At 59.5% G+C, this 12,129-nt stretch carries 17 protein-coding genes; 4 read left to right on the top strand and 13 right to left on the bottom strand.

Annotated features, from left to right (window positions below):
- Positions 1–2: 2 nt before the first annotated feature.
- Positions 3–206 (bottom strand): hypothetical protein, encoded by a 204-nt coding sequence (locus M8006_RS10790; protein WP_250082053.1) that lies wholly within the window; start codon positions 204–206, stop codon positions 3–5.
- Between the two features lie 36 nt (positions 207–242).
- Positions 243–458: a hypothetical protein gene (locus tag M8006_RS10785; RefSeq protein ID WP_250082052.1), complete on the bottom strand. Its 216-nt coding sequence runs from the start codon at positions 456–458 to the stop codon at positions 243–245.
- Positions 459–551: 93 nt separating this feature from the next.
- Between M8006_RS10785 and M8006_RS10780 the strand changes: the two genes are divergently transcribed.
- Positions 552–761, top strand: a complete 210-nt coding sequence (locus tag M8006_RS10780) for a hypothetical protein (RefSeq protein ID WP_250082049.1) — start codon at positions 552–554, stop codon at positions 759–761.
- Here the strand turns inward: M8006_RS10780 and M8006_RS10775 are convergent.
- Complete coding sequence (locus M8006_RS10775) at positions 724–942, bottom strand: hypothetical protein (protein ID WP_250082047.1); 219 nt, start codon at positions 940–942, stop codon at positions 724–726. The genes M8006_RS10780 and M8006_RS10775 overlap by 38 nt on opposite strands.
- Before the next feature lie 124 nt (positions 943–1,066).
- On the opposite strand from M8006_RS10775, the gene M8006_RS10770 reads away from it, so the two are divergent.
- From M8006_RS10770 to M8006_RS10760, 3 genes are all read left to right on the top strand, one after another.
- Positions 1,067–1,468, top strand: coding sequence for a hypothetical protein (locus M8006_RS10770; protein WP_250082045.1), 402 nt, complete (start codon positions 1,067–1,069; stop codon positions 1,466–1,468).
- Positions 1,469–1,500: 32 nt separating this feature from the next.
- Positions 1,501–2,013, top strand: a complete 513-nt coding sequence (locus M8006_RS10765; protein ID WP_250082043.1) for a hypothetical protein — start codon at positions 1,501–1,503, stop codon at positions 2,011–2,013.
- 91 nt (positions 2,014–2,104) lie between these two features.
- Positions 2,105–2,935 (top strand): BRCT domain-containing protein, encoded by an 831-nt coding sequence (locus M8006_RS10760; protein ID WP_250082041.1) that lies wholly within the window; start codon positions 2,105–2,107, stop codon positions 2,933–2,935.
- Positions 2,936–3,068: 133 nt separating this feature from the next.
- Here the strand turns inward: M8006_RS10760 and M8006_RS10755 are convergent, their stop codons facing one another.
- From M8006_RS10755 to M8006_RS10710, 10 genes are all read right to left on the bottom strand, one after another.
- Positions 3,069–4,082, bottom strand: a complete 1,014-nt coding sequence (locus M8006_RS10755) for a phage late control D family protein (protein ID WP_250082039.1) — start codon at positions 4,080–4,082, stop codon at positions 3,069–3,071.
- The gene (locus M8006_RS10750) at positions 4,079–4,534 is read right to left on the bottom strand and encodes a phage tail protein (RefSeq protein ID WP_250082037.1); all 456 of its coding nucleotides are present in this window, start codon (positions 4,532–4,534) and stop codon (positions 4,079–4,081) included. Before M8006_RS10750 ends, M8006_RS10755 begins: the two co-directional genes overlap by 4 nt.
- A 13-nt stretch (positions 4,535–4,547) precedes the next feature.
- Complete coding sequence (locus tag M8006_RS10745; protein WP_250082035.1) at positions 4,548–7,319, bottom strand: phage tail tape measure protein; 2,772 nt, start codon at positions 7,317–7,319, stop codon at positions 4,548–4,550.
- 12 nt (positions 7,320–7,331) lie between these two features.
- Entirely contained in the window at positions 7,332–7,466 is a 135-nt protein-coding gene (locus tag M8006_RS10740) for a GpE family phage tail protein (RefSeq protein ID WP_284047020.1), read from the bottom strand.
- A gap of 26 nt (positions 7,467–7,492) precedes the next feature.
- The gene (locus M8006_RS10735) at positions 7,493–7,822 is read right to left on the bottom strand and encodes a phage tail assembly protein (protein WP_250082031.1); all 330 of its coding nucleotides are present in this window, start codon (positions 7,820–7,822) and stop codon (positions 7,493–7,495) included.
- A gap of 67 nt (positions 7,823–7,889) precedes the next feature.
- Complete coding sequence (locus M8006_RS10730; RefSeq protein WP_250082029.1) at positions 7,890–8,399, bottom strand: phage major tail tube protein; 510 nt, start codon at positions 8,397–8,399, stop codon at positions 7,890–7,892.
- Between the two features lie 18 nt (positions 8,400–8,417).
- On the bottom strand, positions 8,418–9,929 hold the full coding sequence (locus M8006_RS10725) for a phage tail sheath protein (RefSeq protein ID WP_430886821.1): 1,512 nt from the start codon (positions 9,927–9,929) through the stop codon (positions 8,418–8,420).
- A 176-nt stretch (positions 9,930–10,105) separates the two neighbouring features.
- Entirely contained in the window at positions 10,106–10,708 is a 603-nt protein-coding gene (locus M8006_RS10720) for a DUF4376 domain-containing protein (RefSeq protein ID WP_250082027.1), read from the bottom strand.
- A gap of 11 nt (positions 10,709–10,719) precedes the next feature.
- Complete coding sequence (locus tag M8006_RS10715) at positions 10,720–11,352, bottom strand: Lcl C-terminal domain-containing protein (RefSeq protein WP_250082025.1); 633 nt, start codon at positions 11,350–11,352, stop codon at positions 10,720–10,722.
- 10 nt (positions 11,353–11,362) lie between these two features.
- Positions 11,363–12,121, bottom strand: coding sequence for a dynamitin family protein (locus M8006_RS10710; protein ID WP_250082022.1), 759 nt, complete (start codon positions 12,119–12,121; stop codon positions 11,363–11,365).
- Positions 12,122–12,129 lie beyond the last annotated feature (8 nt).

The raw sequence follows: 12,129 nt of genomic DNA, 5'->3' as shown, positions 1-12,129 counted from the left end.
GGTTAGCCAGCGTGAGCGTCGACACTGGTATCAAGCGCCGCCGGGTCGATGCCGAGCGCGTCGCGGGCTTCTTTCATCAGCATCTGGCGCATCACTTCCGCCTTGGGTACGCCCAGGTAGTTGGCCAGCGCCGTGATCACGTCCGCCTCGTACTGGTCGAGGTACACGGTGGCTTTGGTGCGAATACGTTTGGGGTCCTGGTACATGGCGAATCTCCTTATGCGGAAAGGCAAAAAACAGGCTTACTCGGCGCTTGCGGTATCGTCGTGGTAGCCCTGCATACCGCGCAGCATCAGCATGCGCAGCGTGGCGGATAGCGAACGCATCTCCAGATCGGCGATGCCTTTGAGCTGCTCGCGTTCATCGGGGGTGATTTGGGTCATTACCTGCTTGCTGCAGCCGTTGGGGCTTCGCGAGTAGGCCGCACCGGGGGTGCGAATGGTGTCCGAGGTAGTCATGCGTTATGCTCCTTTGTGGAGTTAAAGGCAGTTACGACCAGCGCTTAGCGCTCATGCCTAAATTTTCTGTCATGCCCAAGGAGGGCTTTGGTTATGTCTGAACAGCACTTAATACATCCGTCTGATCAGCCTGAAAGCGCCGCGCAGCAAGTGCTGCTTGAAATGTGCAAGGCTGGCGTTTTTGGTGCAGGCAGTTTGCAGAACGCCAGCAGCCCCCAGGCCGGTGAGCGGCTTGGCGAAGCCGCTGTGGCCTTCCACAAAAAACTCACTGAGTACTACCGGACGCTTGGGCACGCTGAATAACCAACATGCCAGCCACCAGGGCCTCGGCGATTTCAACGGCGCGTGTGCTCAGCATTACGGACTCAACGTTGGGGTCGGTGGCCAGGTGGCCCACGGTTTCAGCCAGTACGCGGCTGGCCTCTGCTTGGTAAACCGGCTCAAGGGTGATGTTTTCGGATTGCGATGTAGTCGGTGCGGTCATGGCAGTAACTCCCTTGTGGTGTGTTGTGGTGTTAATGACATTTATAGAATGGTGGAGATATCCTACCGTGTCAACTGAATTGGTTGAAAATATACCCCATAGAATCAGGGAAGAAATATCCCTGTTGGGTTTTTCGCTAGCTGAAGCATCCAGACGCGCCGGTGAAAACTCGCCGCAGCGCCTTAAAGATGTGCTCGCCGGTAGGCAAAAGTGTTCTGCTGATTTGGTGGCACGCCTAGCGCCACTAGGGGTGGATATATTCTACGTAATGACTGGCCAGCGTTCCGACCCACTTGGTGGCCAGCCTTCTGAAGTGCCAGGGAGCGACAAAACGCCCATTGACGTGGAACAACTGGTGCGGATTGCGGAGCGTTTGGACGCCATCGCCTCCGAGGTGGGCAAGCGCCTGCCGGCGGCGACGCTGGTTGAGATAGCCGCGGATGTTTACAACTATTTCCAGCAGGAAGCGGGGCTTGAGGACGATGAGAAGTTGAACCGGACGCTAAAGCTGGTGGTAAATCGTTAAGTTAAATAGACGCCAATAAAGGAGTGGGGAACATGGGGGACGATCGGATGGATCAGGGGCTGGAAAAAGCGATCGGCAAGTTCAAGGACGCCATTAAAGACTTACCCAGCGATGGTGAAGAGCGCACCGTGAGCATCACAGTAGGGGGCGATAATCACGGCAGTATCATCGTGGGGCACCACATTACGGTTAACCCGCCTGCCGAAGCTAAGGAAGAGAAGCCGCTTACCATTGATGAGCTCAGAGAAATCGTTGAACAGGGTAAAAGGGAAGCCCGCCAGAGCTGGATTCGTAACCGTCTGAATATTCCCACGGGAATCATGTTTTTTCTGCTGGGCTTGGCGATCACTGGCCTTTTAAACGGCTATTTGCTGTCGGTTCCGATGAGCACGTTCAACATGCTGCTTATTGGCGGTGTCGTTATTTTTCTGGCGGCAGGCTTTTGGGCCAGCCGAATTGGCGACGTTGAGAGGGGAATCTTTCAGCAAGCTCGCCAACAGACTCTACAGGCTAAGCAAGAGTTGCAGCGTCGGCGGTTTTCGTAATCCCAACCATGTGAACTGGCCCGATTGTTTAACTGGAAAACGTTAAGACATAGAGGCAGCTTTAAGACTGCTTAAAATAAGGAGATAGGGGATGGATAGCATTGCTTTAGTGGTGGGCTTTATTCTTGGCGTTGGTACTTGGGTAGGGATTGCCCACTCAATGAAACGTAACAGCAGGCCTTGGTGGTGGCGGCATTTATCCGGCGCAACCCTGCTGCCGCTTGCCGTGGTCGGCGGCTCCATGCTGGTGGCCAGCTTGGGTGGTGTTACCGATCAAGAGGGCGCCCCGCTAGGTATGGGCGGCGCTTTTGCTGGCTTAGCCGTGTTGTTGCCAGTGATCATTGTGCTAGGCATTTCATGGCGCACTGCCAAGCGGCAAGCGCCGATGGTCTCGAAACCAGAAGCTCCGCAAGAAGACCAGCCAGAACCTAAGCCGAAGCCTATTTTAAAGAGGTCTGCCACCGAGCCAGGCAACTTGCTTTTTGTGTATGAAAACGCTGAAGGCGAGCAGAGCACTCGCGAGCTGCGTAGCTGGAGCGACTCAGGCCGGTATATCAAAGGCTACTGTTTAACCAGCGGTGCCATTCGCACCTTTCGCCGAGATCGCGTCTTGGAGTTTTTGGATGGCGAAGCACTTTTGGGGGCGGTATCGGCGCCTGCCGCTACCAAAGCCTCAGCACCAGAACGCCCCCTTGAGATCCTTTTCACTGGCTTTGATGCTAATGCTCGACAGGAGCTGGAAGATGAGGCCAAAAACGAAGGCATGGTGGTACGGAAAAGCCTAACGAAAAACCTCGACTTTCTATGCACTGGACCGAATGCCGGCCCTCGTAAGGTGAGCGAAGCCAGGGGGAAAGGAGTGGAGGTTATGGATGAGCCCGCCTTTCTGGAGTTTCTGGAAACTGGCGTTTTGCCTAATTAAGCGAGGCGGTGATGAAGCTTAACTACCCTGGCTGCTGCCTGCTTGGCATGGCCGGGGTTATTTTTTTGGCGCTCTCTCGCAAAATCTAGCCACCTTACCCCCGCTAACTGCCTCAGATTTCGCGTACAGCCGGTTACGCTCCAAGGATCTCCATCTGCACGCCGCTGGTGTAGGCGGAGTCGCTGAGCTCGTGGCTCACTTCAACAATGACCCAAGGGGTTGCGTCGATCACGGCCTTGAAGCCAGAAAGCGTGGTGGGGGTTTCGGGGTACAGGTCGGGCCTGCCTTCGGCCAAGGTGAGCGAGCATTCGGCACGGCCGCGCTGGATACGCTGCCACTCGCTCTTGGCGGCATCGGTGGCGTCGTCTTCGGTGGCGTAGGTATGGCGTAGGCTTTTGGGGTTTTCTTCACTGCCGGTGATGACCTCGCGGCGCTCGGCGGCATCGGGGTCGTGCCAGTAGGCGCGTACCCCTGTAAAGGCCTCTCGGTCGGTTTCTATGTAGCGGTGGCTGTCGCCCTGGTGGCGGTAGAGCGTCACCGGGGCGATGGGCTGGCCACTGGCGGTGTTGCCCTGGCCGGCGGGTATGAACAACAAGTGACCGGCCTTGATGGTGGCGATCGCATCGTACTTATCGGCCAGTCGTGTGAGGAAGTGCAGGTCAGACTCGTCGGTCTGGTCGATGTGGTCGAGGTAGATGCCGCGCAGCGTTTCGCCAATGGCGGGCTCTAGGTCGTTGCGCCCAGCCACGGCGCTGATGATGTCGCCCAGGGTGAGTTCGTGCCAGTCCTGCGAGCGCTTGCCGGGCAGCTGCTGACGCATGTCGGCGCTACGTGCGCGGATGGTGAGCGTGTCAGGGGCGCCGCTGTGCTCGACCTCATCGACAATGAAAATGCCCCGCTCCACCAGGCCTTCCTCTTGCCAGCCGATCGCCAACGTGAGCTTGACGCCGCGCCGGGGTAGTTCAAGGCGGCCGTCGTGGTCGCTTAGGGTGATGTCGAGCTGGTCGGCATCGATGCCGCGTCGATCGGTCAGCCGCAGGCGCATCAACCGGTCGTTTAGCTCGGGGGTGATCAGTTGCCCGCCAATGTTGAGCCGGTAGCCGGGGGCTCGGGCAGGGCGGCCCTGCTGCTGGCGTGCCCAGCTCATACCAGGGCCCTGGCAATGTTGCCGCTGCGCAGGCGGGAAAAGGCGGCGGCCAGGCTGCCGAGCTGCTCGGCACTTTCATCATCGATGCGCTGCAGGGTGAGCGAGAACGCGATGCGCTGGGCGCTACCGTCGCGCATTTGGTGGCTCTTGGTCTCGCTCATGCCTTCGATCACGTATAGCCCGTAGAAGGTGCCGTTGCCTTCGATCAGCGGCCAGGCGCCGCCTTCGTTGGCCATTTCGCGCAGTTCATCCAGGTTCTGCTGCCCGCCGGTGAAGTGGGGCAGCAGCGTGCCAGTGAGCGTGATGGTATCGTCACCCGGGCCAAGAAACTGGCGGGCAGGGCGCTTGCCGACCCGCCCTTGGCCGTCGTGCCGCCAACCGCTTTGGCGTTGCAGTTCCTGGTAAGGCGCTGAGTTGAGCGCGAAGACGAACATACCGTAAGCCATCATCATGCTGTTTTCCTCTTTAGTCGATATCGTGGAAAGCGCTGCGGCGGCGTGCGCCGGCGTCATGCTCGGCATTGGCCAGGGCGCGCTGCACTTCGGCGGCCACGTAACGGGACAGGGCTTGTTCGTCCATGCCTGGCGTGGCTTGCACGGTGATATTGATGCCACCTTCGATCGTGAGGCCTCCGCCGCTAGGTGCCGCGGCCAGCGGTGCCCGGGCATCGAAACTGGGCGTGGCCAGCGGAGCGCTGTCAGCCGCGGCGCCACCGGAAGACAGGGCAGCGGACCCGAGCATCAAGCCGCCGGCGGCCTGGCGTAGCGACTTGGCGAAGGCGCTTACTTCGCGCAGCGGGGCGTCTTCCTCGCGCTTTATCCCCTGCTGGTAGCCTTCCATGGTGTTGACGCCGAATTCGGCGAACACCTTGGAGGGCGAGTTGATGCCCAGCTTGTCTTTAAACCAGCCGGTTACCGCGCTGGCGGTATTGCCGATCGAGTCCTTGAGCATCTGCCACTTCTCATCGATGCCGTTGACCAGGCCATCGAGCAGGTTGCCGCCGAACCCGGCGAAGACCTTGGAGGGAGAGTTGATGCCGAGCGCTTCCTTGAACCAGCCGGTCACACCGCTGGCCATGCCGGTGATCTTGTCCTTGAGCGCTTGCCACTTGGCATCGATGCCGCCGATCAGGCCATCAATGAGCGCACCGCCCAGCCCGCTAAGCGTGGTGGGCAGTTCGATGCCGAGCGTGCTGAGCGCGGCACTGATCCCCCGCCAGAGGATGCCCAGCGGCGACCAGTCCACCAGCAGGCGCGTCACGCCCCCGATGCCTTCATCGAAGGCGGCTTTGATGCCCGACCAGGTGCTGCGGATAGTGGCCATCGGCGACCAGTCGAACAGGGCCTTGATGCTCGACCAGGCGTTGGCGACGGCGACCTTGGCGAGCTCCAACGGGCTTCCGATCGTGCTGCTCAGGCCTTGCCATGCCCGAGCGATCAAGCCCAGTGGTGACCAGCGAAACAAGGTTTTGATGCCTTCCCAGGCGGCGGATGCTGTGTCCTTGGCGCTATCGACAGCCGCGCCGGTGATGTTGCCCATGCCTTGCCACGCGCTGCGGAGGGTGGCGATCGGTGACCAGTCAAAAAGCCTCTTGAGCCAATCCCAGGCTGCGCCGGCTTTGGCTTTGATGCCTTCCCACAGTTGGCCGAACCAGGGGCCTATCCAGTCCCAGTTTTTGTAGATCAGGTAGGCAGCCCCGGCGATGGCGGCAATACCGGCGATAATCCAGCCGATCGGGGTGGCGGCAAAGGCAGCGGACAGCGCTTTCACGCCAGTGGCGACGATGGGCAGGGTCTTGGCGAAGGCGGCCATCGCGCCAATGGCCTTGCCGACCCCTACGCCAAAGGAGATCACGCTAAGCAGGGCCTTACTGGCGAATAGGCCGCCGGCGATCATGGCCAGGTTTTCGTAACCGCCGACCATGTTGGCGGTCTTGGCGACGACATCCCCGATGCCGGTGGCCAGCCGGGCGGATCCCTTGGCGAGGTCGGTGATAATGGGAACGGCGGCCTTTAGGTTTTCGCCAAAGGCCTTGGCAAACTGCTTTACCTCGTCGCGGTTCTCGGCTAGCCAGCCGGAGAGGTCGCGCATCATGTCCTCGACCGCCGGCATCAGCTCAGCGCCTATGGTGTTTTTGATGCCCTTTAGGCTGAGCTGGGTGTCCAGCAAAGCATCCTTGAAGCTCTCGCTTCCAGCGGTGGCTTCATCGTCAAGCATGTAGCCGGTGCGCTCGGCGGCCGCCGCGTAGTCGTCCAGGCCGCCACTGCCATCTTTCAGCATATTGACCAGGCCTACCCCGGCGCGGGAGTAGAGCTGGGCCGCGATCGCGTTACGGCGGGTGGGGTTCTCGATCTGGGCCATGCGGTCGGCGACCTCGCGCATTGCCTCGGAGACGGGCATATCGACCAGTTCCTGGGCGTTAAGGCCGAGCGCCTCGTAGCCCTTCACTGCCGCGCCGCTGCCGTCGGCGGCCTCGCCCAGGCGCTTGGTAAACGCCACCATGCTGGAGTCGAGCGTTTTAGTGGCGACGCCCGAGCGCTCGCCGGCGTAGCGCAGCTCCTGCAATTCGGCGTTGGTGAGGCCTAGCTTGGCGGCGGTCTTGCCGACATCATCGCCCAGGTCAGCGGTAGAGTTTGCAATCGCGAAGATGCCGGTTGCCGCTGCGCCGCCCGCCATCAAGGTTCGTCGGCCCAGGCGGCCTATCTCGCCGCTCATCTTGTTGAAGCGGCCCGACACATCGGCATTGGCGAGGCGGCTCATGGCGTCGCGTTGGCGATTCAGGCGGTCATTGGTTTCGCGAATCTGCCGATCGAGCGCCTCTTGCTGTGCGGTGAGCCCCCGGGTGCCATCGGCGGCTTTGGGTAGGTTGCGGGATAGTTCCCGTACGCGTTCGCGCTGGTCGCGGTATTCGCCATTGAGCTTGTCGACGGCGGCCTGGGCTTTGGCCTGCTGTTGCGTGAGCCTCTTGGTGGGGCCGGTGGCGTTCTTTAGCTCCTGGTTGACCTGGTCAAGCGCCTGGCGTTTTTCGCGTAGGACGTCGCGGGTCTGCTGGCTTTGGCGCGACATGTCGCGAAAGGCGCTGATGCGCTTTTGCTGGTCGTTGAAGTCCTTGAGCTCGCCGCGCGTTTCTTTCATCGCGCGGCCAACGCCGCGACTGCCTTGGAGGATCTTCTTGAGTGGACCGGTGGCCTTGTTGATGGCCTTGAGGGTAACGGAAAGGTTCAGGTCCTTGGCCATGCCGGCTCCTGGTTAACGCCCCCGGCTGTTCTTCTTGGGGGGCTCGTGACGTTGGCGGGCGCGCTCTCGCCAGTCGGCGAGCTCTTCGAGGGGCATGGGGTCCATCTCGGCGGGGCCCCAGTGAAACACCATGGCGAGATCCGCCATGGCGTCTTCCACGCTATTCGGCAGGCTTAGCTCTCGGCTTCTGCCTTCAAGCGCTTGGGTAGCAAAAAATTGCTCACCACGTTGCCCAGTTGGAACAGGTCGGCAGGATCCATGTCGCGCAGCTCTGGCTCGGTCAATGACGGCTCAGTGATGCGCGGGAGTACGCGCGTTAGCGCCTGGACGTCCATCTGGATCACGTCAGACAGCGAGACGCCGCGCAGGGCGCCGGACTTGGGCTTGCGCACCTGGATCTCGCTGACGGTGGTCTTGCCCCGCTGAATCGGCGAGTCGAGCTCGACGGTTTCGGTTGGGGTGCGGGGCAGGGCAGCAACGTTGGCGTCGGTTTGTTCGGTCATGAGGGTGATCCTTGTGTGTCAGCGATGGCCACCGAGGCGGTGGCCGTTGATTGAGGGTGTCGCGGGCTTAAAGACCCAATGCCTGGCGGCGCTCGGCGAGGCGGTCGGTACCGCGCACGCGGAAGACGTAGCCGGGCACGTCGATCTCGATGATCTCTTCGCCGTCGACCACGAGCTTGTAGTAGGTGCAGGTGGTGGTGACTTCGATGGTGTTGCTGTCGCCGGCTGACGCATCGCCCATGGCAATGGTCTTGTGGCGACCGCGCACGGTGACCTCGACAGGAACAACCTGGCCGGTTTCGTCGGACTCATAGGAGCCTGAGAAGCGCAGTAGGTTGGCGTCGTGGATAGAGCTGCCGTATTCGTTGAAGATCTCGGCGATGATGCCGGCGGCCTGCCAGGAGAACTCGATGATCTCCTGGCCCATGTCCAGCTCGACGGTGCCGTCCATGCCGCCACCGCGATATTCCTCGACGGCGCGGGCCAGCTCGGGCAGCGTCATTGAAGGGATCTGCCCTTGCCAGTTATTGCCGTCGCCGAACAGGTTGTAGTCTTTCAGCTTGCGGGGAAGTGCCATGTGTCAGTCTCCTATCGATCAGGCGGCGGCGATGCGCTCGGCGAAATCCACCAAATATCGGTCAGTAATACGCTGCTGTAGCATGAGGTTTTCGAGCGGGGGCACCGGGGTGTAGTCGTAATCGATGTACAACTTGCCGCTCTTGAGCACTTCCTTGGTGTTCATCTCGGCATCGAACCAGGCGGAACCACCCAACAGGTAGCCCTGGCGAATCCACTCGCGGAACTTCGCATTGATGCCTTCGATAATGTCCTTCACCAGTGAGGGGTGCATGGGCAGGTCGACGGCCCAGAGGTGTGCCTCGGCGATCGTATCGGCGATGATCTGCGCGGTGCGGGTGTAGTTCTCGAAGGCGAATAGCGGGTCGATCGAGCAGGTGCGAGAGCCCCAGAAGCGATAGCCGCCCCGGTTGATCAGGGTGGTGACCTCGTGGCTGTTCAGGTAGCCGGCGTCGGTGTTGGGGTCTTGTAGATCCCAGAAGACGTCGCGGGAGATCCCGGTCACGCCATTAACCGGCATGTTGGAGAGCGTCTTGTGCCAGCCTATCTGGTTATCAAGCTTGGCGCGCATGCCGAGCGCACGCGCCACGGCAGGCATGCTACGGGTGCTGTCGGTGGCGGTATCCCAGCCGGTAAACTCGGGCCAGATCACCATGACCTCGCGTGCGCCGAAGTTCTCCCGGTACATCGCTGCCTCTTCTTTCGTGGTGCAGCCGCGTGCGTAGGCGTAAACGAAGGCACGCAGCTTTTGGGCGATGCCGATCATCTCAGTGGTGACGTCTTCGTCGTCAAGCTCAGGCGCTCCCAGCACGCGTGGCTTCACGCCAAACTTCTGCTCGGCGGCGAGCAGGGCCTGTAGGCCTAGCTTTTTGCCGCTTTCATCCACGCCGCCAATGACGTTGGACTTGGTTTCGTCAGCGTCCATACCTTCCGCAACGCGGACCACGACCACCAGGGTCTTGGCTTGGTCGGCGATGGCATCGAGCGCGCGGGCCAGTGTGCCTTCGGTGCCGGCTTGGCCTTGGGCAGATAGCAGGTCGGTGAGCAGTACCGGGGTGTTCAGTGGGAAAGGCTCGTCCTCGCCCTCGGTTAGGTTCTGGTAGCCAGTGGCCGAGACAACGCCAGCCCCCGTGCCTTCCTCGGCTGCCGTCACCAGGGCGCTGGCTTCGGCGCTGTCATTAATGGCCGTGGCCACCTCAGCGGCGGTGCTGGTAATGGCGCTTTCGATATCGGTGGCGAGGCTGACCGTGATGTCACTGCCTGCGACGCTGACTGCTAGTACGGCCTCCGCCGTGGATGGCTCGACGTAGCGCACGCGAATGCCGTTACCGTCGGTTCCGACATTGACGGCCGTGTAAGTGACGCCGGCATTAAAGGCCGCGAAGTCGATTACTCGACTGGCCGCTACGCCGGTAGCCGCGTCGGGCGCGGTGGCCACCAAGCCGATAACCGCCGTGGCGACGGTACGGATCGGCCGGGTGCCTTCGTTAATCTCTACGACACGAATGCCGTGGTGGTAGTCCTGGGCCATGGGGTGCTCCTGCGCAGGGGTGTAATGGTCGATGCATGACGTGCTGCCATGCTTGCGCGCGCAGGGCGTAGGCTCTAGCTCTGGGGGTTGTGGATGGTAGGGCTACAACGACGGGGCTTGGGTAGGGTTAAAAAGAAAAAAGCCCGCATACGCGGGCCGCTGATCTTATGCCGTGCTTACGGCCATTCTATCGCCGAGACGTCGTCTGCTGATTCAGCATTGTCGACGGCATCTTTCAACTGCCAGCTTTGCTGGTAGATCTGCTGAATGTGGGCCAGCGCGGCGTTGGTGAGGTCGATCATTTGTTGGGGGGTTAGCTGGTAGCCGGTGTTGCTTTCTGCGCGGAAAGGCATGATGGGGTCGGTAATCCCGGCGCTGGTTAACTCTTGCGCCTCGATGCGTAGGCCGAGCAGGTTGATTTTGTCTTGCAGGCGGGTTTGGACGATGTCGGGCTGGCCGTTGATTTCGTAGGGTAGCCCGGCGGTGAAGGCGTCTTTGCGGGCTTGTTCTAACTCCACGTATTTTGCTTTTTTTAGATCTGCAAGGGTGGGTGGCGTTGGCGCGGGCGGTGCCCATGACTGGTAGAACTCGACAACCTCTTGACGTTGTTTGGTCGTCATTTCTTTATTCCAGTAGCCGTATTCATGAGACTCAACGTATTCGGCTGTATCGTCAGTAACTAAAAACCACGCATACTCAAAGCTCAATTGTGGCTTATCAATGATAGTGTGATTGTCTATAATTCCGCGTTGCTTGCGGTCTTCCCATGTGATTTTCATCTTTTATCCTATTACGCTGGTATTCTTCGAAAAGCACGCACGTTGTATTGAAACCTTCTAGACCCATACCCCGGATTTCCGTCATCGAACTTCATTAACTTATTAGAACCCTCTCGCCTATCTTGTTGAACAGAAGAAGACAAATAGTAGTAAGGATCGGGGTAAACTGACGTGCTAGTAATTATTCCGATGCCAGATAATCCGCCGGTTAAAACGTTCCGCTGCGACCACAGAAAATATAACTCGTCTATAGCGGGCAAATACCAGTCTGTGTGCCCGCCTGTTGTTTTATCGTCACAGAGTATTGCCGCGTTCGGCGTTTTTCCGTCATCTGGATTATAGGTTCCAAGCCCAGCATTAACTTTGTTTACCATGCTAACAGTGTTCGATACCCCGTCTACTGTAGAACCTGTGTATAAAGGATAATCATATACACCGCCGTACGCAGGTTCGGTTTCATCGTTAGGTGCCACAATGAGCCAATAACCGTTAAAAACCCCGAGTACGTAAGAGCCGTCTGAAAGCTGATCTCCGGCTTCCATCTTTCTCCAAACTTCAGTTCCGTCTACAACTAGAGAGTCTAACGACACTCCGTCAATAGTGAGATCATCGATTTCAGAACCGCCACCGATAATTAACGGCATACCAGCCCCCTTAATTACTTGTATAGATATAGCCAGTAGTGCCGTTTTTCCACACGCGCACACCGCCTTTAACTGAACTACTTGCAGCGGGGATGCGATCCTCCGAAAAAACACCACTGGTGATGTCGGATGCGTCGTGTTTGTGGTTGCTGTCCGCTTTGCTATCCAGTTCGGATTTATCTGCCTTTTCCGTTAGGGCGTTATTTACGCTGTTAGTTAAATCTTCTAGTTGTTGTTCCCATCCCATGTTGGCCAGTAGTTGGGTGATTGCGGCGGCGTCTTCTTGGGCGCTTTCGAGCTGTTGACCGATTTCGGTCAGCGTCGCGGATGCGTTGGCGTTGGCTTGCTGGCGAATGCTCTGGATATCATTCAGCACCTGTTGCGCCTGGGCCAGTATCGGGGCGATATGCTCATCGACCAGGGTCTGAGCGAGGCCATCGGTGTCGTTTTGCGCTTGCGACAGTATGCCGTTGACCTGTTCGATGACCGGGGTCAGGTGCTGTTCGACCAGGCTAGCCGCCAGGCCGTTGGTCTCTTCGGTCGCCTGGGCGAGCAGGGCGTCGACTTCGTCAACGACCGGGCGGATGTATTCATCAATTCGCTGCAGGCCGAGGTCGCGCAACTGCGCGACCTGGTTTTGCCAGTCGATCCGGATCTTTTCGAGCGTATCGAGGCGGCTGTCGAGGTCTGCCCAGATGGGGTTGAAGTAGCTTTGCCCCAGCCGGGTGCGGCCGTCGCGCATTTGGTAATTAGGCAGGCGGGTGGCCATAACGTCTC

The sequence above is a fragment of the Halomonas llamarensis genome, assembly GCF_023555005.1.
Classification (GTDB): domain Bacteria; phylum Pseudomonadota; class Gammaproteobacteria; order Pseudomonadales; family Halomonadaceae; genus Vreelandella; species Vreelandella llamarensis.
This window is presented reverse-complemented; position numbering and strand designations above follow the sequence as displayed.

What these genes read in the sequence shown, in the direction of transcription:
- M8006_RS10790 (WP_250082053.1), bottom strand. Translation starts at nt 206, where the DNA reads ATGTACCAGGACCCCAAACGTATTCGCACCAAAGCCACCGTGTACCTC.
- M8006_RS10785 (WP_250082052.1), bottom strand. Translation starts at nt 458, where the DNA reads ATGACTACCTCGGACACCATTCGCACCCCCGGTGCGGCCTACTCGCGA.
- M8006_RS10780 (WP_250082049.1), top strand. Translation starts at nt 552, where the DNA reads ATGTCTGAACAGCACTTAATACATCCGTCTGATCAGCCTGAAAGCGCC.
- M8006_RS10775 (WP_250082047.1), bottom strand. Translation starts at nt 942, where the DNA reads ATGACCGCACCGACTACATCGCAATCCGAAAACATCACCCTTGAGCCG.
- M8006_RS10765 (WP_250082043.1), top strand. Translation starts at nt 1,501, where the DNA reads ATGGGGGACGATCGGATGGATCAGGGGCTGGAAAAAGCGATCGGCAAG.
- M8006_RS10760 (WP_250082041.1), top strand. Translation starts at nt 2,105, where the DNA reads ATGGATAGCATTGCTTTAGTGGTGGGCTTTATTCTTGGCGTTGGTACT.
- M8006_RS10755 (WP_250082039.1), bottom strand. Translation starts at nt 4,082, where the DNA reads ATGAGCTGGGCACGCCAGCAGCAGGGCCGCCCTGCCCGAGCCCCCGGC.
- M8006_RS10750 (WP_250082037.1), bottom strand. Translation starts at nt 4,534, where the DNA reads ATGATGATGGCTTACGGTATGTTCGTCTTCGCGCTCAACTCAGCGCCT.
- M8006_RS10745 (WP_250082035.1), bottom strand. Translation starts at nt 7,319, where the DNA reads ATGGCCAAGGACCTGAACCTTTCCGTTACCCTCAAGGCCATCAACAAG.
- M8006_RS10740 (WP_284047020.1), bottom strand. Translation starts at nt 7,466, where the DNA reads ATGGCGGATCTCGCCATGGTGTTTCACTGGGGCCCCGCCGAGATGGAC.
- M8006_RS10735 (WP_250082031.1), bottom strand. Translation starts at nt 7,822, where the DNA reads ATGACCGAACAAACCGACGCCAACGTTGCTGCCCTGCCCCGCACCCCA.
- M8006_RS10730 (WP_250082029.1), bottom strand. Translation starts at nt 8,399, where the DNA reads ATGGCACTTCCCCGCAAGCTGAAAGACTACAACCTGTTCGGCGACGGC.
- M8006_RS10725 (WP_430886821.1), bottom strand. Translation starts at nt 9,929, where the DNA reads ATGGCCCAGGACTACCACCACGGCATTCGTGTCGTAGAGATTAACGAA.
- M8006_RS10720 (WP_250082027.1), bottom strand. Translation starts at nt 10,708, where the DNA reads ATGAAAATCACATGGGAAGACCGCAAGCAACGCGGAATTATAGACAAT.
- M8006_RS10715 (WP_250082025.1), bottom strand. Translation starts at nt 11,352, where the DNA reads ATGCCGTTAATTATCGGTGGCGGTTCTGAAATCGATGATCTCACTATT.
- M8006_RS10710 (WP_250082022.1), bottom strand. Translation starts at nt 12,121, where the DNA reads ATGGCCACCCGCCTGCCTAATTACCAAATGCGCGACGGCCGCACCCGG.